This window comes from Hyphomonas sp. (assembly GCF_017792385.1).
GTDB lineage: Bacteria > Pseudomonadota > Alphaproteobacteria > Caulobacterales > Hyphomonadaceae > Hyphomonas.
The window spans coordinates 3,332,607-3,357,751 of the sequence record NZ_CP051230.1 but is presented as its reverse complement, the minus strand read 5'-3'; the positions used below and the strand labels follow the sequence as shown (position 1 = coordinate 3,357,751).

At 61.6% G+C, this 25,145-nt stretch carries 28 protein-coding genes and 1 tRNA gene; 14 read left to right on the top strand and 15 right to left on the bottom strand.

Annotated features, from left to right (window positions below; translation table 11 throughout):
- Positions 1-41 precede the first annotated feature (41 nt).
- From msrB to HF955_RS16230, 6 genes are all read right to left on the bottom strand, one after another.
- The gene (gene msrB / locus HF955_RS16255) at positions 42-446 is read right to left on the bottom strand and encodes a peptide-methionine (R)-S-oxide reductase MsrB (RefSeq protein ID WP_291076630.1); all 405 of its coding nucleotides are present in this window, start codon (positions 444-446) and stop codon (positions 42-44) included.
- Positions 447-609: 163 nt separating this feature from the next.
- Positions 610-1,065 carry a MaoC family dehydratase gene (locus HF955_RS16250; protein WP_027839716.1) on the bottom strand — a complete coding sequence of 152 codons (456 nt, stop codon included), beginning with the start codon at positions 1,063-1,065 and terminating at the stop codon, positions 610-612.
- Positions 1,066-1,159: 94 nt separating this feature from the next.
- On the bottom strand, positions 1,160-2,707 hold the full coding sequence (locus tag HF955_RS16245; RefSeq protein ID WP_291076628.1) for an acyl-CoA synthetase: 1,548 nt from the start codon (positions 2,705-2,707) through the stop codon (positions 1,160-1,162).
- Positions 2,708-2,780: 73 nt separating this feature from the next.
- Positions 2,781-3,416: a GNAT family N-acetyltransferase gene (locus HF955_RS16240; protein ID WP_291076627.1), complete on the bottom strand. Its 636-nt coding sequence runs from the start codon at positions 3,414-3,416 to the stop codon at positions 2,781-2,783.
- Positions 3,413-4,342: a sterol desaturase family protein gene (locus HF955_RS16235; protein WP_291076626.1), complete on the bottom strand. Its 930-nt coding sequence runs from the start codon at positions 4,340-4,342 to the stop codon at positions 3,413-3,415. Before HF955_RS16235 ends, HF955_RS16240 begins: the two co-directional genes overlap by 4 nt.
- A gap of 107 nt (positions 4,343-4,449) precedes the next feature.
- Positions 4,450-5,751, bottom strand: a complete 1,302-nt coding sequence (locus tag HF955_RS16230) for an amidohydrolase family protein (protein ID WP_291076624.1) — start codon at positions 5,749-5,751, stop codon at positions 4,450-4,452.
- A 149-nt stretch (positions 5,752-5,900) separates the two neighbouring features.
- On the opposite strand from HF955_RS16230, the gene HF955_RS16225 reads away from it, so the two are divergent.
- Together HF955_RS16225 and HF955_RS16220 are read left to right on the top strand one after the other, a co-directional pair.
- Positions 5,901-6,812 (top strand): crotonase/enoyl-CoA hydratase family protein, encoded by a 912-nt coding sequence (locus HF955_RS16225; RefSeq protein ID WP_027839720.1) that lies wholly within the window; start codon positions 5,901-5,903, stop codon positions 6,810-6,812.
- Positions 6,805-7,782 (top strand): alpha/beta fold hydrolase, encoded by a 978-nt coding sequence (locus tag HF955_RS16220; RefSeq protein ID WP_291076622.1) that lies wholly within the window; start codon positions 6,805-6,807, stop codon positions 7,780-7,782. Before HF955_RS16225 ends, HF955_RS16220 begins: the two co-directional genes overlap by 8 nt.
- Positions 7,783-7,784: 2 nt before the next feature.
- Here HF955_RS16220 and HF955_RS16215 read toward each other — a convergent pair whose 3' ends face one another.
- The 4 genes from HF955_RS16215 to rpsF all read right to left on the bottom strand — a co-directional run bounded on the left by HF955_RS16215 (position 7,785) and on the right by rpsF (position 10,615).
- The gene (locus HF955_RS16215; RefSeq protein WP_291076620.1) at positions 7,785-9,272 is read right to left on the bottom strand and encodes a replicative DNA helicase; all 1,488 of its coding nucleotides are present in this window, start codon (positions 9,270-9,272) and stop codon (positions 7,785-7,787) included.
- Positions 9,273-9,403: 131 nt separating this feature from the next.
- On the bottom strand, positions 9,404-9,991 hold the full coding sequence (rplI, locus tag HF955_RS16210; RefSeq protein ID WP_291076618.1) for a 50S ribosomal protein L9: 588 nt from the start codon (positions 9,989-9,991) through the stop codon (positions 9,404-9,406).
- A 12-nt stretch (positions 9,992-10,003) separates the two neighbouring features.
- Entirely contained in the window at positions 10,004-10,261 is a 258-nt protein-coding gene (gene rpsR / locus HF955_RS16205; RefSeq protein ID WP_027839724.1) for a 30S ribosomal protein S18, read from the bottom strand.
- A gap of 15 nt (positions 10,262-10,276) precedes the next feature.
- Complete coding sequence (gene rpsF / locus HF955_RS16200; protein WP_291076615.1) at positions 10,277-10,615, bottom strand: 30S ribosomal protein S6; 339 nt, start codon at positions 10,613-10,615, stop codon at positions 10,277-10,279.
- Between the two features lie 208 nt (positions 10,616-10,823).
- On the opposite strand from rpsF, the gene fabD reads away from it, so the two are divergent.
- From fabD to gmk, 7 genes are all read left to right on the top strand, one after another.
- Complete coding sequence (gene fabD / locus HF955_RS16195) at positions 10,824-11,774, top strand: ACP S-malonyltransferase (protein WP_291076613.1); 951 nt, start codon at positions 10,824-10,826, stop codon at positions 11,772-11,774.
- Between the two features lie 6 nt (positions 11,775-11,780).
- Complete coding sequence (gene fabG / locus HF955_RS16190) at positions 11,781-12,518, top strand: 3-oxoacyl-[acyl-carrier-protein] reductase (RefSeq protein WP_291076611.1); 738 nt, start codon at positions 11,781-11,783, stop codon at positions 12,516-12,518.
- 114 nt (positions 12,519-12,632) lie between these two features.
- Positions 12,633-12,866: an acyl carrier protein gene (locus HF955_RS16185; protein WP_027839729.1), complete on the top strand. Its 234-nt coding sequence runs from the start codon at positions 12,633-12,635 to the stop codon at positions 12,864-12,866.
- Positions 12,867-12,881: 15 nt separating this feature from the next.
- Complete coding sequence (gene fabF / locus HF955_RS16180) at positions 12,882-14,168, top strand: beta-ketoacyl-ACP synthase II (RefSeq protein WP_036263222.1); 1,287 nt, start codon at positions 12,882-12,884, stop codon at positions 14,166-14,168.
- Positions 14,169-14,230: 62 nt separating this feature from the next.
- A complete protein-coding gene (gene mltG / locus HF955_RS16175; RefSeq protein ID WP_291076607.1) occupies positions 14,231-15,259 on the top strand; it encodes an endolytic transglycosylase MltG in 1,029 nt (342 codons plus the stop codon).
- A complete protein-coding gene (locus HF955_RS16170) occupies positions 15,256-16,143 on the top strand; it encodes a YicC/YloC family endoribonuclease (protein WP_291076605.1) in 888 nt (295 codons plus the stop codon). Before mltG ends, HF955_RS16170 begins: the two co-directional genes overlap by 4 nt.
- Positions 16,133-16,786 carry a guanylate kinase gene (gene gmk, locus HF955_RS16165; protein ID WP_291076603.1) on the top strand — a complete coding sequence of 218 codons (654 nt, stop codon included), beginning with the start codon at positions 16,133-16,135 and terminating at the stop codon, positions 16,784-16,786. The genes HF955_RS16170 and gmk overlap by 11 nt, the downstream gene beginning before the upstream one ends.
- A 176-nt stretch (positions 16,787-16,962) precedes the next feature.
- On the opposite strand, the gene HF955_RS16160 is transcribed toward gmk, so the two are convergent.
- On the bottom strand, positions 16,963-18,183 hold the full coding sequence (locus HF955_RS16160; RefSeq protein WP_027839734.1) for an NADP-dependent isocitrate dehydrogenase: 1,221 nt from the start codon (positions 18,181-18,183) through the stop codon (positions 16,963-16,965).
- Positions 18,184-18,281: 98 nt separating this feature from the next.
- Here HF955_RS16160 and HF955_RS16155 point away from each other — a divergent pair, with 98 nt between their 5' ends.
- Genes HF955_RS16155 through HF955_RS16145 form a run of 3 tightly spaced genes read left to right on the top strand, consistent with a single transcriptional unit; the run spans position 18,282 to position 20,700 of the window.
- Positions 18,282-18,731 (top strand): hypothetical protein, encoded by a 450-nt coding sequence (locus HF955_RS16155; protein ID WP_291076600.1) that lies wholly within the window; start codon positions 18,282-18,284, stop codon positions 18,729-18,731.
- A complete protein-coding gene (locus HF955_RS16150) occupies positions 18,732-19,481 on the top strand; it encodes an RNA methyltransferase (protein ID WP_291076599.1) in 750 nt (249 codons plus the stop codon).
- On the top strand, positions 19,471-20,700 hold the full coding sequence (locus HF955_RS16145; protein WP_291076598.1) for a TIGR03862 family flavoprotein: 1,230 nt from the start codon (positions 19,471-19,473) through the stop codon (positions 20,698-20,700). Before HF955_RS16150 ends, HF955_RS16145 begins: the two co-directional genes overlap by 11 nt.
- On the opposite strand, the gene HF955_RS16140 is transcribed toward HF955_RS16145, so the two are convergent.
- Positions 20,701-21,465, bottom strand: a complete 765-nt coding sequence (locus HF955_RS16140; RefSeq protein ID WP_291076596.1) for a crotonase/enoyl-CoA hydratase family protein — start codon at positions 21,463-21,465, stop codon at positions 20,701-20,703. It abuts the gene before it with no gap.
- A gap of 111 nt (positions 21,466-21,576) precedes the next feature.
- On the opposite strand from HF955_RS16140, the gene HF955_RS16135 reads away from it, so the two are divergent.
- Positions 21,577-22,770, top strand: a complete 1,194-nt coding sequence (locus tag HF955_RS16135; RefSeq protein ID WP_291076595.1) for an acyl-CoA dehydrogenase family protein — start codon at positions 21,577-21,579, stop codon at positions 22,768-22,770.
- Between the two features lie 4 nt (positions 22,771-22,774).
- Positions 22,775-23,815, top strand: coding sequence for an acyl-CoA dehydrogenase family protein (locus HF955_RS16130; RefSeq protein ID WP_291076593.1), 1,041 nt, complete (start codon positions 22,775-22,777; stop codon positions 23,813-23,815).
- Between the two features lie 70 nt (positions 23,816-23,885).
- On the opposite strand, the gene HF955_RS16125 is transcribed toward HF955_RS16130, so the two are convergent.
- The 3 genes from HF955_RS16125 to HF955_RS16115 form a co-directional block, all read right to left on the bottom strand.
- A tRNA-Phe gene (locus HF955_RS16125) sits at positions 23,886-23,960 on the bottom strand.
- A gap of 57 nt (positions 23,961-24,017) precedes the next feature.
- Positions 24,018-24,227: a DNA gyrase inhibitor YacG gene (locus tag HF955_RS16120; RefSeq protein WP_291076591.1), complete on the bottom strand. Its 210-nt coding sequence runs from the start codon at positions 24,225-24,227 to the stop codon at positions 24,018-24,020.
- Positions 24,224-24,979, bottom strand: a complete 756-nt coding sequence (locus tag HF955_RS16115) for a ribonuclease E/G (protein ID WP_291079313.1) — start codon at positions 24,977-24,979, stop codon at positions 24,224-24,226. The genes HF955_RS16120 and HF955_RS16115 overlap by 4 nt, the downstream gene beginning before the upstream one ends.
- Positions 24,980-25,145: the final 166 nt, after the last annotated feature.

The window sequence follows — 25,145 nt, the reverse complement described above, 5'->3', positions numbered from 1 at the left end:
CGAGACCGGATAGGACCAGCCGGATCAGGCCGTGTCCAGTGCTAAACAGCGGGCCGGAAGTCGAGCACCACACCATTGATGCACCAGCGCTCTCCGGTCGGCGGCGGACCGTCCTTGAACACATGGCCCTGATGCATGCCGCAGATTGCACAATGGCATTCGGTGCGCGGCAGGATCATCTTGAAATCGGTCTTGGTTGCGACGACCCCCTCGCTTGCGGGCTGCCAGAAACTCGGCCAGCCCGTTCCGGAATCGAATTTGTGCGCCGAAGACCAGAGCGGGGTATCGCACCCCTTGCAATGATACAGCCCGTCGCGCTTTTCGTCATTGTGATTGCCAGGCGTGAAGGCGCGTTCCGTCCCCTCGCGAATGCCGACCCGGTATTCTTCTTCGGTCAGCATGTCGCGCCATTCGCGGTCTGATCTCTGGATTTTGGTCGCTGCCATCAAACGCTCCATTGTTGGGTCTCAGCCAGATATAGGCGCCGCAGGCCATGATGCCATGCGCAAAGATGTGATCGACGCGGCCCCGGGCGGGCGCGAGCCACAAAAAAGAGGGCTGCATCGCGCAGCCCCCTTGCCTTGGGTCTTGTAGACGGCGTTTCCGGCGTCAGCCGTAAAGCACCGTGATCGATTCCGCGACGAGCGCCGGGCGGTCCTGACCTTCAATCTCGACCGTCGCTTCCATCTTCATCTGCTTGCCACCAGCCTTCGGCTCGACCGAAAGGCATTTCTGGCGCAGGCGCACCTTGGAACCGACCGGCACCATATTGGTGAAGCGCACCTTGTCGGAGCCGTAATTGATGCCGCGTGTCGTGCCAGACACGCGCAGGACTTCCGATCCAAGCATGGGCAGCAGGGACAGGGTCAGGAAGCCGTGCGCAATCGGGCTGCCGAGTTCCTTCGTGGCGCGTTCGACATCGACATGGATCCACTGATGGTCGCCAGTGGCTTCAGCAAACATGTTGACGCGATCCTGATCGATCACGTGCCAGTCGGACACGCCGACTTCCTGGCCAGCCAGAGATTCAAGTTCGTCATAAGAGATGGTGCGCGGATCCGCCATGTATTCCTCCTGTTGGTTTGCACGTGTTTTGGACCGGGATCGCCCCCGGGGCAAGATTTACGGAAGGGCAAGGCCGGTCTTCCGACCCGACGGCTCAGACGATCCGGCTGTCCTTCTTGCCCCAATAGCGGTCGCGAATGAGCCGTTTGTACAGTTTGCCGGTCGGATGGCGCGGCAGTTCCAGATCGAAATCGACACTTTTCGGGCATTTGATCTTGGATAGTTCACCCCGGCAGAACTCCAGCAACTCTTCCGCAAGATCATCGGACGGGGCGATGCCCGGCATGGGCTGGACGATGGCCTTGACCGCTTCGCCGAACTCTTCGTCCGGGACACCGATCACCGCCACATCCGCCACTTTGGGGTGAGTGATGAGGACGTTTTCAGCCTCCTGCGGATAGATGTTCACGCCGCCCGAAATGATCATGAAGGCCTTGCGGTCTGTCAGATAGAGGAACCCGTCGTCGTCCAGTTTGCCGACATCGCCCAAGGACGACCAGTCCGGGTGTTTCGGGTTGAGCGCGGAAGCGTTCTTTTCCGGGTCATTGTGATAGTTTGGCGGAGCGGTCCCGCCAAAATAGATCTGGCCTTCCTCGCCGACAGGCACTTCATCGCCATTCTCGTCACAGATATGGATTTCGCCATAGACCGCCCGGCCAACAGAGCCCTTGTGTTCCAGCCAGTCGGGGCTTTTCACCCAGGTCATGCCATTGCCTTCGGATCCGGCATAATATTCGTCGATGATCGGGCCCCACCATTCGATCATCTGCTCCTTGACCGGGATCGGGCAGGGCGCTGCGGCATGCACAACGAATTTCAGGCTCGACGTGTCATAGGATGTGCGCACCGCCTCCGGCAGCTTCAGCAGCTTCACGAACATGGTCGGCACCATCTGCGTGTGCGTCACCTTGTATTTCTGCACGCTGTTCAGGAAGCTTTCGGGATCGAACTTTTCCATCACGACCAGCGTCGAGCCGAGCCGTGTGAAGGTCATGCACCAGCGCAGCGGCGCAGCGTGGTAGAGCGGCGCGGGAGAGAGATAGATGCTGTCAGGGCCCCCGGCGGCGAGCGCCCGGGTAATCTGCAGCAGCACATTGTCCTCGTCGATTGGCGTGCCCGGTTCCAGAGGCGGACGAATGCCTTTCGGCCGACCGGTCGTGCCGGATGAGTACAACATGTCGGTGCCGGCCATCTCGTCGGCAATCGGTGTGCCCGGATAGGTTTTCTGCAGCGTTTCAAGCCGGGAAAAGCCGTCAATTTCACCGTCAATCGACCAGTAATGGGCGAGTTGGGTCGCCTGCTTCACCTTTCCGGCCACATCGGCCTTGCCGAGGCTGGCAATCAGCAGGGAGCTGCCCGAATTGTCGAGAATGTATTCGACTTCCGGAGCCGTCAGCCGCGAGGAGATGCAGACATAATACAGGCCAGACCGCTGAGCGGCCCAGCAGATCTCGAAATAGCGGGCCGAGTTTTCCGCGAACAAGGCGATCGTGTCGCCCGGATTCAGCCCGGCATCCCGGAAGGCGTGGGCGATCTGGTTTGACCGTTCCTCCAACTGGCCGAAGGTAACGGTCTCGCCGGAATTCGCCATGATATAGGCGGCCTTGCCCGGATCGGTTTTGGCGTGATGGCTGGGATGCATGTTTTCCTCCTCGTCTCGCCGCGGCTACTTCAGAGCGCGTCCGGACACGGGCAGGAGTTTTAGCCGGGGATCGCTACGCGTCCACAGGCAACGTCGCGTCAGCCTGAGCGAGATCGTGGAACCAGTAATGCATTTCGTGCGGAAGTGACGGCCCGCCAGGCGTTTCCGGCCAGTCGAAGTGGGCCACCAGGCCCGCACGCTTGAAATATCCGCGCTTGTGCCAGAAGGAATCCAGCGGGGAATAGTCTTCAGGCCGGTCCGGATGGGTGGCAGGCCGGTCCACCGCACAGAAGCAGGTGGCCGTGTAGCCGTGCGCCCGGGCATGCGCTTCGCGGGCATCAAAGAATTGATGGCCGATGCCATGGCCCCGCCACCCGGCGAGCAGGACGGATTCGCCGAAATAGAAAGTCGACTCCAGATCAATTCCCGCCTCTCTCAGCGGCGCGGCAAACTCGTCATGATGGTCGGTGATGGCAGAGCCGGTGGCGCATCCGACAATCTGCCCGGATGAGGTTTCCGCCGCCACGATAAATGCATCATGGGCAGAGGCGAAGGTTTCCAGATAGTCGCGCTCATAGTCTGTCGTGCCGGCATAGAGATAAGGGTAGGCCGCGAAAACCCGGATCCGTAGATCGGCAAGTGCGGGGAGGGCATCAGAGAGGTCGGGGCCGGACAGGCGTCTGAGCGAGACCTTGTCTCTGGGTGTCATTTGGGCAGTCCTGGTTGCCCGGCCTTGTCCGGGTTTTTCTCGATATAGGCCAGTTTCAGTTCGGCCGTGCGGTTGTGATTGCCATCCGGGCACCAACCCGGCTCATTGACCAGCCGGCCGATCCAACGGTGCGGACGCAGTCCGTCCGAGGCGCAATCCTTCATCAAAGCGTAGAACTCGTGAAACGCGATCACAACCGGGTTGTGGTTGTTCAGGGGTTTCACGATTCCGTAGACAGGTTTCTCCTCCGGGAGCTCTTCGACAAAGGTGCCGAACATCTTGTCCCAGATGATGAACGCGCCCGCGAAATTGGTATCGAGATATCTGGCGTTCGTGGCATGGTGCACCCGGTGGTGGCTCGGCGTGTTGAACACGGCTTCAAACCAGCGGGGCATACGGTCGATTGCCTCAGTGTGAATCCAGAACTGGTAGAGCAGATTCAATCCGCCTACGAAGAAAATCACATAGGGATGAAACCCGATCAGGATGAGCGGGATGCCGATCCAGATCAGGCCGGTCAGCGGGCCGAACCAGGGCTGGCGAAGGGCCGTTGTCAGATTGTAGTGCGTGGAGGAATGGTGCGTGACATGTTCCATCCACCACCAGCGTGCCCTGTGGGCGAACCGGTGCTTCCAGTAATAGACAAAATCATACAGCACAAATCCGGCGACGGCGGACCAGAGCGTGAACGGGATGGTGAAGAGGCGGTAGGGCCAGGCGACCATCATCATCCAGACGGCGAGAGTGCCGGTCAGCGTGTTGATGACGACATTCCCCAGCCCCATCGTCATGGAGGCGAGCGCATCTTTCGTTTCATACCGGCCACGGGCACGGCCGGATTTCACCGCCCACCATTCCAGTGCCACCGAGGCAATAAAGATCGGCGCGGCAAATGTCGTCACGGCAGGCAGGGGATTGAAGTCCATCAGTTCCGGGTCAGGTCCTGTTCTGGGGGTATGGCGGTGCGGCGCTCACGATTTCGTGAGCATGCCTGTTCTAATCAAAGGCAGCGGTCGCGTGAAAGGGGCGAAACTCAGAAGGCCCCGGCAACCGGTCCGCCATTGCGCTTGTAGACCTTGCCGTCCTTCATGACGAACTCCACAGATTCAAACACGGAGATATCCTTCAGCGGATCGGACGAGACCGCCACGAAATCGGCATGGCATCCGACATCCGCGCAGCCGATCTCTCCGGATTTGCCCAAGGCCTCTGCCGACAGGCTGGTTGCGGCCTGGATCGCCTGCATCGGGCTCATGCCGAGGGCAACCATGCGGGAGAACTGGTTGCCATTGTCGCCATGGGGGTACACGCCGGAATCGGATCCGAACACCACTTTCACCCCGGCTTTCACGGCCGCAGTGAAACTGTCTCTCTGGATCTTCGAAATGGCGCGTTCCTTGGCAAGGGATTCCTCCAGCACGCCATTTTTCTCGCCTTCAGACAACGTGTATTCGGTATTGTAGATGTCCATGGAAAGGTAGGTGCCCTGTTCCTTGGCCAGCTGGATCGTGTCCTCGTCGAGAATGCTGGCATGCTCGATCGTGTCGATGCCGGCAAGGATGGCATTACGGATCCCGATGGTGCCGTGTGCGTGCGAGGCCACCTTGATGCCGCGGGCATGGGCCTCCTCGGCAATGGCGGTCAGTTCTTCCAGTGTGCCCTGCGCCGCGCCGAGACTGGTGCCCTTGGAGAACACGCCGCCGGTGGAGCAGGTCTTGATCAGATCGACGCCGTATTTGATGTTCCGGCGCACCTTTTCCCGCATTTCCCAGGGGCCCGTGGCGACATTCTCGCCTTTCAGGTCATATTCCGACGGCAACAAATTGGTATCGGAACAGTGCCCGCCCAGAATGCCGACGGGCGGGCCGGACACGTACATGCGCGGGCCAGGCACATCGCCTTCATTGATGGCATCGCGCAGGGCAACATCCCCATAACTGGACGCGCCGACATTCCGGACCGTGGTAAACCCGGCCAGCAGGGTCTTGCGGGCATTCTTGACCCCTGTGATTGCTTCGCGCTCGTTCGAGAAGCTGAGCGAGAAATAGGCCGGATCTTCAGGATCGGAGGTCAGGTGCGTGTGCATATCGATGAAGCCAGGTACCAGCACGGCCTTCCCGAGGTCCACGGTCTTCGCATCCTTCGGCCTGGACAACCGGCCGGCGGTGCCGCGCGCGGTGATCTTGCCATCCTCGATGACGAAGGCGGGCCGATCAGTGACGTTTGCCGAAACCGGGTCCACCAGCTTGCCGGCGGTCAAATAGACGGTTTCGGCCGCGGCGGGCAGGGACAACAGGGCGAGCGATGCGCCGGCGAGCAGGGTGGAGAGTTTCATCGTCCAGAATCCTTCCTTGTGTTGGAAGAATTTATCCCGCCCGTCATCCGGTCCGGTCAAGCGGTCGCGTGAATGCCGCCGGGGAAGTCTTGACGAATGCTGAGGCACAGGCAGCTTGGGGCCGAAACGCATCACAAGGGAGGCAAGCCGTGGCGCAGCCGAAACAGTTTGAACAGATCATCCTCGACATTGAAGACGGTATCGCGACGCTGACGCTGAATCGTCCCGACAAGATGAACGCCTTCACCGGCAAGATGATGTACGAATTGATCGAGGCGTTCGACATCACCGATGCAGACGATTCGGTGCGTGCCGTCATCGTCACCGGCTCCGGCGACCGCGCCTTCTGTGCGGGCGCAGACCTGTCCGAAGGCGCCAAGACGTTCGACTATGACAAGCGCGCCGAGGGCGGTGAAGAGGGGCGCACGGCCGATGTGGATATCCAGCGCGATGGTGGCGGCCGGGTGACACTGCGTATCTTTGACAGCCTGAAGCCGGTGATTGGCGCCATCAATGGTGCGGCGGTCGGCATCGGGGTGACGATGCAGCTGCCCATGGATATCCGGATCGCCGCGGACACCGCCCGGTTCGGTTTCGTCTTCAATCGCCGCGGCATCAATCCGGAAGCGGCCTCGAGCTGGTTTCTGCCGCGCCTCGTCGGAATCTCGCAGGCGCTCGAATGGTGCTATTCGGGACGGGTCTTCCCCGCGCAGGAAGCCATGGATGGCGGACTTGTCCGGTCGGTCCATCCGCAAGCGGAACTGATGGACGTCGCCCGCGCGATGGCTCGCGAAATTGCAGACAATACGGCCGCCGTCTCGACCAGCCTGACCCGCCAGATGATGTGGCGCATGCTGGGAGCCAGCCATCCGATGGAGGCTCACATTGTCGACTCCGCCGCCATCTATTCGCGCGGCAAGACCGAAGACGCCAAGGAAGGCGTGATGAGCTTCCTCGAGAAGCGCAAGCCGGTCTATCCGGTGAAGGTCTCCGACGGCATGCCGAACTTCTTCCCATGGTGGGAGGAGCCTGAATTCAAGTGGATCGGCGGGAATGACTGAAACCGGCGTCGATCTGAGACAGATTGAAACGAATGGCATACGCCTGAGGGTCGCTCTGGCCGGGGAAGGGCCGCTGGTCATCCTCGTCCATGGCTTTCCTGAAAGCTGGTATTCGTGGAGACATCAGATCAAGGCGCTGTCCGAAGCTGGCTACCGTGTCGCCGCGCCGGATGTGCGTGGCTATGGCGGCTCTGACCGCCCGCACGCCGTCGAAGCCTACGACATGGAGAGCCTGACCGGCGATATTGCCGGTCTCGCTGAAGCCTTGTCACCGGGCGAGAAAGCGGTCGTCGTCGGGCATGACTGGGGCGCGCCCATCGCCTGGAACACGGCCCGGCTCCACGCGGACCGGTTCCGGGCCGTTGCGGGGCTCTCTGTGCCCTACATCCCGCCGGGCGACGTGGTCTTCATCGATGCCGCCCGAGCCTTCTTCACCGATCGCGGCCTGTTCTTCTATCAGGTCTACTTCCAGGATCAGGGCCCGCCCGAAGCGGAACTGGAAGCCGATCCCGCCGCGACGATCCGGAAGTTCTACTATGCCATTTCCGGCGATGCCCCGGATGGCACCTGGCCGGCGGACAAGAAGCATGGTGAGACCCTGCTGCACCGCCTGCCGGAACCCGACATGCCGCTTCCCTGGCTGAATGCCGAAGATGTCGCCTATTACGACTCCCAGTTCCTCCAATCCGGATTTCGCGGTCCATTGAACCGCTATCGAAACTGGCATCGCGATCATGGCTATTTGAAGGCCCATCCATCCCCGATGGAGATCGCCCAGCCCTCCCTCTATATCGGTGGTACCCGGGACCTTGTGCTGAAAATGTACCCCGGCGACATGATCGCCGCCATGAAGCGAAGCTTGACAGATTTGCGTGGCGCGGAGCTGCTCGAAGGTTGCGGCCACTGGACCCAGCAGGAACGCCCGGACGAGGTAAACCGGCTCCTTCTGAACTGGCTTGAGACGATCTGAAACTATTCGAACTCGTTGTCGCGGCCTGAATGGTCGAGGTCGCCAAAGCGGGTGACATTGGAGTCAAAGGCCAGTTCCACACGGCCAATCGGGCCGTGCCGCTGTTTGCCGACAATGACTTCGGCCTTGCCATAGACCTGGTCCATGCGCTGGCGCCACTGGCTCCATTTCTCGTTGGACGAAGGATCATTGGGATCAGCGCCCGGTTCGGTCCGCGAGAGATAGTACTCCTCCCGGTAGACGAACAGCACCACATCGGCATCCTGTTCGATTGAGCCTGATTCCCGCAGGTCCGACAGCTGCGGCCGTTTGTCGTCGCGCTGTTCCACCGCGCGCGAAAGCTGGGACAGGGCGATGATCGGGACGTTCAGATCCTTGGCCAGCGCCTTGAGCGATGTCGTGATCTGGGTGATTTCCTGCACCCGGTTGGCGTTCGCATTTCCACTGCTGACCGTGATCAGCTGCAGATAGTCGATCACGATCATGTCGAGTCCGACTGACCGCTGCAGGCGACGGGCCCGCGCGGCCAGCTGGCTGATCGAGATGCCGCCAGTATCATCGATATAGAGCGGCAGGTTCTGCAATTCCTCGGTGGCCTCCCGCAAGCGTTCGAAATCACTCTTGTCGAGGTCGCCCTGACGGATCCTGTGGGTCGTGATGCCGGTCCGCTCCGCGATGATCCGCGTGGCCAATTGCTCATTCGACATTTCGAGCGAGAAGAAGCCCACAATCGCCCCATCGACGGTCTTCTTGGACCCGTCATCCTGGATTTCCGCCCGATAGGCAGACGCGGCATTGTAGGCGATGTTGGTCGCGAGCGAGGTTTTCCCCATGGATGGGCGACCGGCGAGGATGACGAGGTCGGATCGGTGCAATCCGCCCAGTTTCTCGTCGAGATCGCGCAGCCGGGTCGGGATGCCGGCGATCTTGCCCTCCCGCTTGAACGCCGCCTCGGCATTCTTCAGCGACTCGGTGAGCGCCTCGGAAAAGCTGGAAAAGCCGCGGCCCGAAGCGCCGCGTTCGGCCAGGTCGAACAATTGACGTTCCGCCAGTTCAATCTGCCGCTCACCGCTTTCATCGGGTGACGGGTTCAGCGCGCGGCCCTGGAGTTCGCCGCCAATGCCCACCAGCGAACGGCGCATTGCGAGGTCGCGGATCATCCGGGCATAATCGCCGACTTCCGGGCCGAAAGCGGCGGAATCGAGCAATTGCTCGAGATAGCGGGCGCCACCGATTTCGGTCAGTTTTTCCGCTTTCTCGAAATGCTCCCGCAGGGTCACACCATCCGCGATCCGGCCTTGCTGGATCATGGTGGCGGAGACGTCGAACAATTCCTGATGCGCCGGCGCATAGAAGTCTGACGGGCGCAGGATGTCCGCCACGCGCTGATACGCATTGTTGTCAAACAGGATCGCGCCCAGCACGGCGGCCTCGGCCGACAGATTGTGCGGCGGCGTCAGAGTGGCGGCAGGGGCGTCATCGAGCGGCATCCGATTCTTTTACCTCACCTGAAGGGGGAATTCACCGGCTTGTTGCGCTGGCAGCTGCGCTATTCACAGCCCGTCCACAAAAAAGGCCGCAGCTGTGAAAAGCTGCGGCCTCTTGTCGAGATGGCGGAAGACTATTCTTCGTCTTCACCACCGGCTTCGGCGCGCTCTGCAGCGGCTTCAGCGAGTTCGCCGGCCTGTTCCTGGGCCAGTTCCTGGTTTGCCGCCTGCAGCGAGGCGACAATGTCCTCGCCCTTGGCCTGGCGTTCGGCTTCGTCGGCCGACCGGGCCACGTTGGCCTGAATGGTGACAGCGACTTCCGCGTGCAGGCGGATCGAGACGTCGTACATGCCGATCGCCTTGATCGGCTTGTCCAGACGCACGCCGGACCGCGGCACGGAGTGACCGGCTGCTTCAGCGGCGTCTGCCACGTCGCGAGCGGTCACCGATCCGTAAAGCTGGCCGGTGTCGCCAGCCTGGCGGATCAGGGTGAAGACAGCGCCTTCGAGTTTCGAGGCTTCGGCTTCGGCCTTCGCGCGGGCTTCGGCATTGCGGGCTTCGATCGCGTCGCGCTCGGCTTCGAACCGGGCACGGTTGCGGTCATTTGCCAGCAGGGCCTTGCCTTGCGGGATCAGGAAGTTCCGGGCGAACCCGTTCCTCACCTTCACTTCGTCCCCGATCTTGCCGAGGCGTTCGATGCGTTCAAGCAGGATGACTTGCATGTTCGGGTCTCCTTACTTCACTTCGAACGGAAGCAGGGCCAGCATGCGGGCGCGTTTGATCGCCTGGGCAAGCTTGCGCTGGTTCTTGAGGTTCACGGCCGTGATGCGGCTTGGCACGATTTTCCCTTTTTCAGAGATGTAGCGCTGCAGCAGTTTCACGTCCTTGTAGTCGATCACCTGTGCGTTCTGACCGGTGAACGGGTCGACCTTGCGGCGACGTCCGAACGGACGACGGGCAGGGATGTTCGTGATGTTCAGTTTCTGAGCCATTTCGAGTGTCCTTCCCTAGTCGCGGCGACGGTCTTTGCGGGAGAGCACGGGCGACGGTTCGTCGCTCAGCTCTTCAACGCGGATCGTCATGTAACGCATGACATCGTCGGAAATGCGCAGGCGGCGCTCAAGCTCGTGCACTGCATCGGCCGGGCCGTCGATGTTCAGCAGGGAATAGTGCCCCTTGCGCTGTTTCTTGATCGGATAGGCGAGATTGCGCAGACCCCAGTATTCGGTCTTGCCGACTTTCGCGCCCTTTTCTTTGAGGAAGCCGCTCAGTTCTTCGACAAATGTCTCGACTTGAGCAGGCGAAATGTCAGGTCGTGTGATCACGACATGCTCATAAAAAGCCATGTTTTCAGTCCCATAGTAGAGTCATGCGGCGCCGGGCAGCGGGAAACTGTCCAGCGATGGCCCCTCTTCACCTGGCTCATTCCAGATTACCAAGGGCCGCATGGCTGCGAGTGAAGGCGGGTGTAAAGCGCATTTGGGCCTGTTTTTCAAGCGCTTGCTTACATTCGCGGTCGCCTTTAACCACGGGCGCAATTCGGAGATAAGAAACATGACAAAATTTGCGCTGATCTTTCCTGGGCAAGGGAGCCAGGAAATCGGAATGGGAAAGTCGCTCGCCGACGCATTCCCGTCGGCCCGCGACGTCTTCGCGGAGGTCGATGAGGCTCTTGGCCAGGACCTGTCTGGCCTGATGTGGTCGGGTGACATCGAGGATCTGACGCTGACGGCCAACACACAGCCGGCCCTGATGGCGCACAGCGTTGCCGCTGCCCGTGCTCTGGAGGCAGAATTCGGCCTGTCCGCAAAGGATGCCGCCTATGTGGCCGGACACTCGCTCGGCGAATATTCCGCGCTGGCAGCCGCCGGGGCGATCGGTCTGTCCGATACGGCGAGATTGCTGCGCATCCGCGGCAATGCCATGCAGGCGGCCGTGCAGCCGGGCGAAGGGGCCATGGCGGCCCTTCTCGGAGCAGATATCGATCAGGCTGAAGCAGCCTGTGCAGCCGGTCGCGAGACGGGCGGCGCCTGCGACATCGCCAATGACAATGCGCCGGGGCAATTGGTGATCTCCGGCCGCAAGGATGCCGTGGAGGCCGCCTGCGCCCACGCCAAGGACAATGGCGTCAAGAAGGCCATGCTGCTCAACGTGTCTGCGCCGTTCCACTGTTCGCTGATGCAGCCGGCCGCGGACGCCATGGCAGAAGCGCTTGCGGATGTGACGATCTCCGCGCCGTCGACCGAACTGGTCGCCAACGTGTCGGCCAGCGCTGTCACAGACCCTGAAACCATCCGGAAAAACCTTGTCGCGCAGGTGACGGGCCGGGTGCGCTGGACCGAGAGTGTGCAATTCATGGTGGCTCAGGGAGTTGAAGCCACGGGCGAAGCAGGCAATGGAAAAGTGCTGACGGTTATGCAACGCCGCATAGAGAAGTCGCTGAACGGATTCACGCTGGGCACGCCAGAGGATCTGGCAGCCTTTGCAGAAGCAATGAAGGGATAAGCCACAATGTTTGACCTGACCGGCCGTACGGCCCTCGTCACCGGAGCATCCGGTGGAATCGGCCGAGCCATCGCGCAGGCCCTGTCCGAAGCCGGGGCCAAGGTGGCGCTCTCCGGGACGCGCGAAAACGTTCTAGAAGAGGTCGCAGGCACCCTGAAAGGCGAATCCGCCATCGTGCCGTGCAATCTGTCCGACGCAGAGTCGGTCGACGGACTTGTGGGTCGCACGGAAGAGGCGATGGGTCCGCTCGACATTCTCGTGGCAAATGCCGGCATCACACGCGACAAGCTGTTGATGCAGATGAAGGATGACGACTGGAACGATGTTCTGTCGGTCAATCTGGGCAGCTATTTCCGTCTCACGAAAAGCTGTGTCCGGGGCATGATGAAGCGTCGTCACGGGCGGATCATCGGCATCACGTCGATTGTTGGCGTGACCGGAAATCCCGGACAATCCAACTATTGCGCCTCCAAGGCCGGCATGATCGGATTCACCAAATCCCTGGCGCAGGAAGTCGCCAGCCGCGGTATCACGGCCAACACGATCGCCCCCGGATTCATTGAATCCCCGATGACGGACGTGTTGCCGGACAAGCAGAAAGAGGCGCTTCTCGGCCAAATTCCGGCCGGCCGGCTCGGCCAGGGCGCGGACATTGCCGCCGCGGCCGTTTATCTCGCTTCAGATCAGGCCGCCTACGTCACTGGACAGACAATCCACGTGAATGGCGGCATGGCGATGATCTGATTTCACTACAGCAAGCCCCACTCATAGGACTTGGCGCTCGTCCCAAGTGTATGCTAGGCGCAACACAATGGTTCGAATCTGGGCCAGTCCTCAGGCATTTTCAGAGAGGTACTCATGTCTGACGTTCTAGAACGCGTTAAAAAAATTGTTGTCGATAATCTCGACGTGGATGGTGACAAGGTCGTCGAGAGCGCAAGCTTCATTGATGATCTGGGCGCTGACTCGCTGGACCTGGTCGAACTGGTCATGGCCTTCGAGGAAGAGTTCAACATCGAGATCCCGGATGACGTGCAGGAATCAATCCGCACGGTTGGTGATGCGGTAACGCACATCAAGGCACACATCTAAGATTTCAGGATTTCCATGTCAGATCGCCGCGTTGTTATTACCGGAATCGGGATTGTCTCACCCTTGGCTTCGGGCCGTGAGGCAACCTGGGAGCGCCTCATTGCAGGCAAGTCAGGGGCAGGACGTATCGATACGTTCGATCCCGAGGACATGCCCTGCAAGATCGCGTTTCAGGTTCCGTGGGTAACAGGCCGCGGCGGCGGCGAGGGAGATCCCGACGCATTCGACCCGGGCAAGTATCTGTCTCCGAAGGAGCTGCGCCGGATCGATGAATTCATTCTCTATGCGATCGCTGCGGCCGACGAGGCCGTCGAGGATGCAGCCTGGAAGCCCGAAGATGATGAGGGCCAGGAGCGCACAGGCGTCCTGATCGGCTCCGGCATTGGTGGCCTGGAATCGATCTACAGCACGGCGATCACACTTCACGAGAACGGGCCGCGCAAGGTGAGCCCGTTCTTCATCCCCTCTGCGCTGATCAATCTGGCGTCCGGCCAGGTGTCGATCCGCCACAAATTCAAGGGCCCGAACCATTCCGTAGTCACGGCCTGTGCAACTGGCGCCCACGCCATCGGCGACTCCGCGCGTCTCATCAAATACGGGGATGCGGATGTCATGGTGGCTGGCGGCGCCGAGGCCGTCATCGGCCGCATCGGCATTGCGGGCTTCTGCGCCGCGAAGGCCATGTCGACCAATTTCAACGACACGCCGGAAAAGGCGTCCCGTCCCTATGACAAGGACCGCGATGGTTTCGTCATGGGAGAAGGGGCGGCTGTTGTGGTGCTCGAAGAGTACGAGCATGCCAAGGCGCGTGGCGCAAAAATCTATGCGGAAGTCGCCGGCTATGGCCTGACGGGCGACGCCTATCACATCACGGCCCCGGCCGAAGGCGCCGAGGGTGGCTATCGTGCCATGAAGATGGCGCTCAAGAATTCGGCCATCGACCCGACCGAGATCGACTATGTGAACGCACACGGCACGTCGACTCCAAAAGGGGACGAGGGCGAAGCCGGCGCGGTTGAGCGCGCCTTTGGCGATCACGCGAAGAACATGTCCATGTCGTCGACCAAGTCGGCCGTCGGGCACCTTCTGGGCGCCGCTGGCGCGATCGAGACCGCCTTCTGTGCGCTGGCCATTCGCGACCAGGTGATGCCGCCGACGCTGAACCTCGACAATCCGAGCTTCGAGACCGTTCTCGACCTTGTCCCACACAAGGCGAAGAAGGGGCGCGTGCGGGCGGCCATGACAAACAGTTTCGGCTTCGGTGGCACGAACGCGTCGCTGGTGCTCAAGGAAATTCAGTAAGCCTGTTTCTCCGGGCTGGGGTTGGCATATAGGCTGGCACAGTCAGGATTCGCGAGGCGTGCATGAAATTCATCAAAGGCCTGCTCTCATTGCTGGTATTGCTCCTGTTCCTCGGGGGCATCGCGCTTGGCGGTGGCTGGCTCTGGTTCCAGAACGAGATTTCCAAGCCCGGCCCGTCGACTGGCCAGGTCGTCTTCGCCGTCCAGCCGGGGGAAACCCTGACCAGCGTGGCGGCGCGGCTCGAACAGGACGGGCTTGTCACCGATGACCGCCTCGTCCGCTTGAAAGCCCGTCTGGATGGAAGCGAACTCGCCATCAAGACGGGGGAGTACATTCTCGAGCCCCGGGCCAGCATCGTCGACATCATTGACATCATGATCGAAGGCAAGTCGGTCCTCTACAAGATCACATTGCCGGAAGGCCGCACGACCGCACAGCTCTTGAAGATCATCGAGGAAGATCCGGTGCTGGAAGGTGCGTTGCCCACGGAAGAGGTAGCCGAAGGGACTCTGTTGCCGGATACTTATCTGTTCCAGAGGGGCACGAGCCGGGCCGACCTGATTACCCGCATGCAGGACGCGCAGGACAAGGTTCTGGATGAACTCTGGCCGCAGCGCGCCGAGGACCTGCCGATTTCCACGCCGGAAGAGGCCATCATTCTGGCCTCCGTTGTGGAAAAGGAGACCGGCATTGCCAGCGAGCGGCCCCAGATCGCCGGCCTTTTCACGACGCGCCTGAAACGGGGAATGCGCCTGGAGAGCGACCCGACCATTATTTACGGCATTTCAAAAGGCGAACCGCTTTACAATCGGCGCGGCGAGCGGCGGACCCTCTATCGGTCTGAAATCGATCGCAAGACCGACTGGAACACGTACCAGATTGACGGGCTTCCGAAGACGCCCATCTGCAATCCGGGCCGCGATGCCATTGCAGCGGTGCTGAATCCGGATGAAACCGGACACATCTTCTTCGTGGCCGACGGCAAGGGGGGGCACCTGTTTGCCAGGACTCTGGCAGAGCACAATCGAAATGTCGCCGCCTATCGAAAGTATGAGCGCGAGGAAATCCAGAGGGAGCGGTCGGGGGAATGAGTCAGCTATCCGGCATGACCGGTTTTGCCCGTGTCACGGGAGAGGCCGAATGGGGCGCCTGGGCCTGGGAGGCCAAGAGCGTGAACGGACGCGGGCTGGATGTGCGTGTGAACACGCCGCCCGGCTTTGATGCTCTGGAGCGCGCCGTCAAGACCGCCGCCTCGCGCCGCTTCAATCGCGGCTCGCTTCAGGTGTCGCTGCGGATCGAACTCAGTGAGCGGGCGGGCGGCGCGGTCATTGACGAGGCCCTCCTGAAATCTCTCACCTCGGCAGCGGAGCAGGCTCTTGGCGGGCCATTGTCAGGCGAAGCCATCGCCGCGCTCATGTCGATCAAGGGCGTTGTGGAAACCGGCTCGTCCAGCCTGCGCGATGTCGCGGCGGATGAAGCCGTCATGACGGTGCTTGCACAAGGTGCCGAAGCGGCGCTCGAGCAACTTGATACCGCCCGCCGGGCCGAAGGCCAGTCGCTGTTGGCGATGCTTGGTGAATTGGTGGACGAGATGTCTGCTGTGACTGAATCGGCAATCTCGCTGGCGGCCGGCCAGCCCGGCCTGCTTCAGGCGCGCTTGTCGAAACAGCTCGACGAGCTCGGCGCCGACCAGAAAGTTGATCCGGACCGTCTGGCGGCGGAACTCGCCCTGACAGCGGCGAAAGCCGATGTGCGCGAAGAACTGGACCGGTTGCAGGCTCATTTCGCTTCAGCGCGGGACTTGCTGGCGACTGGGTCTCCGGTTGGCCGGAAGCTGGACTTTCTGGCCCAGGAACTGAACCGGGAAGCCAACACGCTCTGCTCCAAATCTGTCAGCCTCGATTTGACGAATGCCGGACTCAGCCTCAAAGGAACCATAGACCAGTTCAAGGAGCAGGCAGCCAATGTCGAATAGCGGACATCCGAAGGATAGCGGTCATCGCCGCGGGCTCATGCTTGTTCTGTCCAGCCCGTCGGGAGCCGGCAAGACGACGCTCGCCAGGAAGCTGATCGAGGAATACGACGATGTGAACCTGTCCGTATCGGCCACCACCCGTCCGCCGCGGCCGGGAGAGATCGATGGCAAGGATTACCACTTCCGGACGGTGGACGCGTTTCACGAGATGATCGAACGGCGCGAGTTTCTCGAATGGGCCCACGTGTTTGACAAGTATTACGGTACTCCCAAGGCCGATACGGTGGCGAAGCTCGAATCCGGCGAGGACGTCCTGTTCGACGTCGACTGGCAGGGCGCGGATGCCCTGCATGACCAGATGCCTAATGATGTCGTGTCGGTCTTCATCCTGCCGCCAAGCATCAACGCGCTGGAGCAGCGACTGGCCGCCCGTCCGGGATCGACGCCGGAAATCGTTGCGCGCCGCATGGAAGATGCCAAGCGCGAGATCATGCATTGGCGCCGCTATGACTATGTGATCGTCAATGACGATCTGGAAATCGCCTATCAGCGCCTGCGTCGCATCCTGCTGACCGAACGCCTGAAGCGCCTGCGCCAACTGGATCTTGAAGACCATGTCCGCCAGCTGCTCGGAGAGGCGTGATGGACGATCCGAAAGAGGGGTTCGGCAATGTGAAGGCGCGGCCGATCTGGCTGGTGGCGCTGATTCCGCTGCTCGGGATCGTCTGGGGATCCTGGTTCGTCGCGAAACACCTGTTCTGACCATGAAAAAAGCCCCGCAGTTTCCTGCGGGGCTTTCTGAATTCAGGCCTGACTGGCTCAGGATTTGGACATGGCTTCCTGGAAGTTCTTGTCCACGGCTTCGATGAAGCCTTCGGTGGTCAGCCATTCCTGGTCCGGTCCGACGAGCAGGGCGAGGTCCTTCGTCATCTGGCCGTTTTCGACCGTCTTGATGATGGTCTCTTCCAGTTTCTGGGCGAAGGCGCGCACATCCGGTGTGTCGTCCATACGGCCACGATGGTCGAGGCCGCGCGTCCAGGCGAACATGGAGGCGATGGAGTTGGTCGACGTCGCTTCGCCCTTCTGGTGGTTGCGGTAGTGACGCGTCACCGTGCCGTGTGCGGCTTCGGCTTCCACCGTGTTGCCATCCGGCGTCATCAGAACGGAGGTCATCAGACCCAGTGAGCCATAACCTTGGGCGACCGTGTCGGACTGGACGTCACCATCATAGTTCTTACAGGCCCAGACATAGCCACCGGACCATTTCATGGCCGCCGCGACCATGTCGTCGATGAGGCGGTGCTCATAAGTGCCGCCGAATTCGGCGAACTTGTCGGCGAATTCATTGTCGAACACTTCCTGGAAGATGTCCTTGAAGCGGCCATCATAGGCTTTCAGGATCGTGTTCTTGGTCGACAGGTAGACCGGCCATTTGCGCTGCAGGCCGTAATTCATGCTGGCGCGGGCGAAGTCGCGGATCGACTCATCCAGATTGTACATGCCCATGGCAATGCCGGAGGACGGGAAATCGAAGACTTCGAATTCCTTGGAGTCAGAGCCGTCGGAAGCTTCCCATTTCATGGTCAGCTTGCCCTTGCCCGGCACCAGGAAGTCGGTCGCCTTGTACTGGTCGCCAAAGGCGTGACGGCCAACAACCACCGGCTGGGTCCAGCCCGGCACGAGGCGCGGCACGTTCGAGATCACGATCGGCTCGCGGAACACGACGCCGCCCAGAATGTTGCGGATCGTGCCGTTCGGCGAACGCCACATCTTCTTCAGGCCGAATTCCTCGACGCGGGCTTCGTCCGGCGTGATGGTCGCGCATTTGACGGCGACGCCATACTGCTTGGTGGCGTTGGCAGCATCGACGGTGATCTGGTCATCCGTTTCATCGCGCTTCTGGATCGACAGGTCGTAATATTTCAGGTCGACATCGAGATAGGGGTGGATCAGCTTGTCCTTGATCATCTGCCAGATGATCCGGGTCATCTCATCCCCGTCCATCTCGACGATCGGGTTTTTGACCTTGATTTTCGCCATGTTTAGAATCCCTGCGGTTGCGTATTTCTCGCAGGCCTATAGCAGAGCCGGAGCAGGCGTCAAAACGGCATGATGACAAAGGTTGAGAAGCAGCTGTGTTGGAACAAATCGAGTTAAAACCCAACTGGGAAAGAAATCAGGTCGCATTTCTGGATTTCATTGTGAATGGGACCAGTCTGCACGACCAGTTTGATCACCCGCAAGTCCGCGACCTCTGCACCGTCTTCCTATCGAACCAGTATGAATTCGATGGAAAATCGTCGGCAGCGATCCACGCATCCTGGTTCCTGGGATATGGGGAGACGCCTTTTCCGGACGACCGGATTCCCTTGTACATATGCTCTTGTGGCGATTTTGATTGCGGGACCGTAACGGCATATCTCACCGTCAATGACGGTACGATCCAATGGAGTGAATTCAGGTTTGAACGCTTGACCGAAGAGTTACAGGATAAGCCGCTTGAACTTACTTCGGTCAAACAATGTGTCTTCGAAAGAAATGCATATGAGAAATTGTTCCAGCCCTTTCTTCGAAAGGTGATCGACTGAATGTCACCCGCAATTATCCTCCATTCGCCGCAGCTCGGCGAGAATATCGGTGCCGCCGCGCGCGTCATGCGCAATTTTGGCCTGACCGATTTGCGCCTCGTCACGCCGCGCGACGGCTGGCCGAACCCGGCGGCGGACACGATGTCGGCCGGAGCGTTCGAGGCCGGTGTCACGGTGCGGGTTTTCGACAGTCTGCCTGAAGCGCTCGACGGCATCACATGGCTGGCCGCCGCCACGGCGCGCTTGCGGGGCATCGAAAAGCGCGTGGGCGATGCAGCCGAGGCCGCTGACATCGCGTTCGAGCGTCTCGGTGCCGGCCGGTCCGCCATCATGTTCGGCGCCGAGAAGTCCGGTCTGCCAAATGATGCGGTCGCCGTGTCGGACTTCCTGATGACCTATCCGGTGGACCCCGACTTCAAGAGCCTGAACCTCGCCCAGGCCGTTTGCGTGTTCTGCGCGGAATGGGGCAGGCGCCGTGAGGATTCGGGCCGGGTCATCTCGCAGGACAAGGCAAAGCTGGGCGAGCCGGCCCCGCGCGACGAGCTTTACCGCATGTTCGAGCATTTCGAGGACGAGTTGGAGCGCGCCGGATATTTCTTTCCCCCCGAAAAGACGCCGCTGATGAAGGACAATCTGCGCGCTGCGCTGATCCGGGCCGACTGGACACGCCAGGAGGTGCAGACGTTCCGGGGCGCGATCAAGGCGTTGGCCCTGGGGCGCGGCAAGGCCCGGGTCGACCGTGACGATTGACGCCTCGCTCGACGCGGCTGTGATCGGCGCGGGGCCCGCCGGGCTCATGGCGGCGGAAATGATCGCAGATGCAGGGCTAAGCGTTGCCGTGTTCGAGGCCATGCCCAGCCCGGCCCGGAAATTCCTGATGGCCGGCAAGAGTGGATTGAACATCACCCATGTCGCGACGCCCGCTGAACTCGCAGCGATTTATCCGGACGCGCCCGCCAGCCTGTCGCAGGCGGTTGAAGCATTCGGACCGGACGAGATCATGGCCTGGATGGAGCAGCTCGACATCCAGCCGGTTACCGGGCCCACGGGCCGCGTGTTTCCGCGTGAGATGAAGGCATCGCCCTTGCTCAGGGCGTGGCTCTCACGCCTGACGGACGCCGGCGCGCGCCTGCACACGCGCCATCGCTGGACAGGCTGGAATCAGGATGGCGCTCTGACCTTCGACACGCCCGACGGCCCGCGACACGTCTCCTCCCGCACGCAGGTTTTCGCCCTGGGCGGGGGCAGCTGGAGCCGGCTCGGATCCGATGGTGCATGGCGGGCCGCCTTTCAGGCGGCTGGCATTTCTGTGTCGCCATTTCGTCCGTCGAATTGCGGCCTGCGCGTCAGCTGGTCTGACCGGATGAAAGCCGAATTCGCCGGCATGCCGGTAAAAAACGTTGCGGTCAGATTCGGGGAACAGGCCAGCCGCGAAGAATTCGTCGTCACGGAACGCGGCGTGGAAAGCGGCGCGGTCTTTTCCCTGTCCCTGAGTGTCCGTGACGCGCTCGAGGCTGCCGGGCAGGCGGTGCTGTACCTGGATCTGCTCCCCGACCTTTCTGAAGACGAAATCGTCCGGCGCCTGTCAAAACCCCGTGGCAAGCAATCCCTGTCCAATCATCTTCGAAAGACGCTGAACCTGTCCGGCGTGAAGCGGGCGTTGCTGTTCGAGTTCGGGGGGCTTGAGGCGGCTGACTCCCCGGATCAAATGGCCCGTCTGGTCAAGAATTTGCCCGTACCGGTCGCCGGCCTGTTTCCAATCGACGAAGCCATCTCGACCGATGGCGGAATATCCTTCGAGGCGCTCGACGATCACTTCATGCTGAAAGACCGTCCCGGCCAGTTCTGCGCCGGCGAGATGCTGGATTGGGACGCGCCGACTGGCGGATACCTGCTGACAGCCTGTCTGGCCACCGGACGTGCAGCCGGGCTTGGCGCCGTCCGGTGGCTCAAAACAAAGCCTGTCTGATCAGCGACCCTTCCAGACCGGGGCGCGTTTTTCGATGAAGGCTTTCGGGCCTTCCTTGAAGTCCTCGGTGCCGACAATGCTGGCAAAGGCTTTGCCGCTATCCTTCCAGAGCTCGTCATCGCTCTTGCTGGTGGCGTCCATGGCGACGGCCCGGCTGGCGGCAACCGCCAGCGGGGCGTTCGCCGTGATCCGCGCTGCCAGGGCCTGCGCTTCCGACATGACATCCGCTTCCGGGACAACCTTGTTGACCATGCCGAGCTCAAAGGCGCGCTGGGACGGCAACGGGTCGCCCGTCAGGATGGCTTCCAGCGCGACGGCGCGGCCAATGGCGCGCGGTAGGCGGAACAGGCCGCCCGCGCCCGCAACCAGCGAACGCTTCACCTCAGGAAGACCGAAATTTGTATTGTCCGCGCAGATGATCATGTCGCAGGACAGCGCGATTTCGGTCCCGCCGGCCAGCGCAGACCCTGTAATCGCTGCGATCAGCGGCTTGGTCCGCTCACGGCGGGCAATCCCGGCAAAGCCACCCTTCTTGGTCGACAGGGCTGCCCCATTGCCGGCTGAAATCTCTTTCAGGTCAGCGCCCGCGCAGAAAGCCTTGCCAACTGCCGTCAGGATTCCGACCCAGACTTCCGGATCGGATTCCATCTGGTCGATGGCGGCTTCCATCGTGCTGGCCATTTCGCCATTGATCGCATTGCGCGCCTCAGGACGGTTCATGGTGATGATCGCGGCATTGCCTTGTTTCTTGTATTCGACGGGCATGGGTGTCCTCCTTTGACTGATCGCAGCTAGCCAGCTTTACGCTACGGTGTGCAAGGCCCGGTTCGAATTTGCTGTTGCACTCCCTTGGGGAAGCCGGTCGACAGTTCGGTCATGGACCTGACACTCAGCCCCGAATACGCCGCTTTCCGCGACCAGGTCGCGGAGATCCTGAACGCCAATGCCCATCTCGCGCCCGGACCGGACGACAAGGGGCTGAAGCATCCGAAACGCCTTGCCTGGCAGGCCTTTCTGATCAGCGAGGGCCTCACCGCGCGGACGATCCCGAAGGAATATGGCGGATACGGCGCCGAGCCGGACATTCTGAAGTCCCGCATCATTGCCGAGGAGTTCGCCCGCTCGGGCCTGCCGCGGCCGCTCGCCGGTCAAGGCATCTCGATGCTGGTGCCAACCCTGCTGGAGCTTGGCACGCCGGAACAGAAGGCCGCCTATATCGAGCCGACGCTGAAGGGGGACCTCATCTGGTGCCAGGGATATTCCGAACCCGGCGCTGGATCGGACCTTGCAGCACTCCAGACCCGCGCAGTCGAAGACGGCGATCATTTTGTCATCAATGGCCAGAAAATCTGGACATCGACCGCCCGGCAGGCCGACATGATATTCTGCCTCGTTCGCACGGACCCGGATGCAAAGAAGCATCACGGCATTACTTACATCCTGTTTCCGATGGACACACCGGGAATTGAAGTGCGGCCCCTGGTCGACATGACGGGCGCGGCCAATTTCAACGAGGTCTTCTTCACAGACGTCCGTGTGCCGAAGAGTGGTGTCGTGTTCGAGGTCAACAAGGGCTGGCAGGTGGCCAACGCAACGCTGACGCATGAGCGCGGCATGCTGGGCGATCCGAACGCGACAAAGGCCCGTTTCGTGGAACTCGTCGAACTGATGAAGTCGGAAACGGTCAATGGTCAGCGTCTGATCGACAATCCCGTCCTGAGGGACCGGCTCATGGCGCTTCAGGCAGACGTCTACGCAATGCAGGCCAACGGCCTGCGTATCACGACCAACAGGCTGAAAGGGGAAACGGCGGGACTGGCCGGGCTCGTCGTCAAGCTTCAGGGGTGTGAGTTGAACCACCAGATTGCCGGTCTGGCGATCGATGCGCTCGGCGAGTTGGGCATCCTCTACGAGTCGGGCGAGCACCTGCGCGCCGGCGGCAGCTGGCAATGGCGCTACATGTACGACCTCGGCCTGATCATCGGCGGGGGTACGGCGCAGATCCAGAAGAACATCATTTCCGAACGCGGGCTTGGCATGCCGCGCGAGCCAAAGCCGGCAAGGAGCTAGACCCATGGAATTTGGACTGTCCGAAGATCAGGTCCTGCTGCAGGAAACCGTCAGGCGTCTGGTGGCGGACCGCATACCGCTCGATCTGATCCGTCAGGTCGCGCAGGACGATGCCGCCGCAACAGCCGGTCTGGCTGAAGAGATTGGCGCACTGGCGCTGGACGGAATTCTGGTTCCGGAGACGGAGGGGGGCGCAGGCCTTGGTGTGCTGGATGCCGTCCTGGTTCAGGAGTGTTTCGGATATGGCGTGGTGCCGGCCCGGTTCCTGTCCAACAGCGTGGCCGCCTTTGCCCTGCGAGATGCGGCCGGCGGCCTCGGCGCAGCGATCGCTTCTGGGCAGGCGCGTTTAAGCCTGGCCCTCAATGAGCGCCTGTCACGGCGCGACGGCGCCGGCATACGGCTGGCGGATGGCAATCTGACCGGTCGCGCCATGATGGTCATGGATGCAGCGGAGGCGACGCACAGTCTGCTTTGGTCCGATCAAGGCCTGCAAGTTGTCGCCGCGCCGGACGCGGAACCATTGCAGACAATCGACCGGACCCGGATCTTTTCGAAGCTGGAGGTCGACCATGAGTCCCTGGCGTCGATTCCCGACCGGACCGACATGACCTTTGCTGTCGCCTGCGTGTTGCTTGCGGCCGACACGTTGGGGGCGGCGCAATGCATGCTTGACCAGGCTGTGGCTTATGCGAGCGAACGCAAGCAGTTCGGCCGGGTGATCGGCTCATTCCAGGCCGTCAAGCATCTCTGCGCCGAAATGGCCGCAAGGCTGGAACCGGCCCGCGCTTTGATATGGCACGCAGCGCACGCAATCGACACCGATGATGATGAAGCGATTGTCATGGCCTGCCTGGCCAAGGCGCACCTGTCGGAGGTGGGCACCTTCGTGGCGCGCACATCGACAGAAGTGCATGGCGGCATGGGGTTCACCGACCTTGTCGGGCTGCACTACTGGTTCAAGCGGATCGGCGTAAACCGCCAGCTGCTTGGCTCCCCGATGGCCCTGCGGGACCTCGCAGCCCGCCATCAGGACCTCGTGGCCTGAGGCGTCCCGTTGCATGGCATTCCCGTCAGACAGGCTGAAGCCGTAGTCGTGACAGCATCTGAATGGAAAATGGTGCCCGGGGGCGGAATCGAACCACCGACACGCGGATTTTCAATCCGCTGCTCTACCCCTGAGCTACCCGGGCGGGCCACTGGGGAAGCGCGGTATCTAACGAAGGCTTTTCGTCTTGTCCATGCTGTTTTCAGTCATCTTCTGACATCTCTTGGCCGGGCACGTCATCGGCCAGGTCCACCGGGGCGCCGGGAATGCTGTAGCCGTCCGTCAGCCATTTGTTCAGATCGACATCTGCGCAGCGTTTCGAACAGAAGGGCCGGTATTGGGCCGATACCGGTTTCTTGCGGCATTGGGCACATTTGGGCTGGCGGGATCCGGAGGGCATGGGCTTGCTCATGAGGCCTGATATACGATCGGTGCGTCGCGCGTCGAGGCCGCATATGACAGCCGTCCGCCATACCGTTCCGCCAGCAGGCCCTTGAGCGGGGCGCCCGCCCCGTCGAGCCAGGCCAGCGCGCGCGTCGGCAGGTCGAGCACCAGGCGGTCCATGGGCTGGCGAATTGCGGCCCGTTCCAGGTGGCGCATGCCGGCCAGGCAAAGCGATTCGCCTGACCAGGTCCCGCTCTGGTCCAGGATGATCTCGGACAGCGGGGTTTCGCGCCAGGGCAACGAAATCTCCATCAGGCCGAGCTGGGACGGGGCCAGCACGGTCGCTGTCGGGAAGCCGGCTTCGGCAAAGCGCGTCTTCGTGAAATCCTGAAGCGTCTTGCGGGACCCGGCATTCAGGGGGGCCACGCAATCCAGCACCACCAGACCGCCCAGCTTGCGTAGCCCGATCTGGCGGACCAGTTCCGCGCTCGCATCCCGGTTGAGCTGCAGGGCACGGCTGGCCGCGCTGCCGACGCCCCGGCGTCCGGCGGAATCGATGTCTGCCGCAATCAGCGCCTGTGTGCGCTCGATCCGCAGCCGGCCGCCATTCGGAACGACGACGCTGGGTGAAACCGCTTCGTCAAAGGCGGCTTCGACCCGGTCGTCTCCCGGCGCAACCTCTTCGACTTCTGCAGAAGCCCACCCATCGGCGAAAGGGGGCGTCACGGGCGCTTCTCCGAGCGTCACCCGCGCCAGCTTGTCGGACCGGGCCTCCGACACGACGGTCAACCCGCAGCGCTCGCCTTCGGTCAGCCCGTGACCGGGCGAGAGGCGCAGGAATGCTTGTGCCTTGCGGTCCGTCTCGACAAAGGCGCCGCCCTGTTCGGGCTGCAGGGAGCGGATCCGGGCCTCGACCCGGTCACCGAGTTTCAGGCGCGAGGCCGGA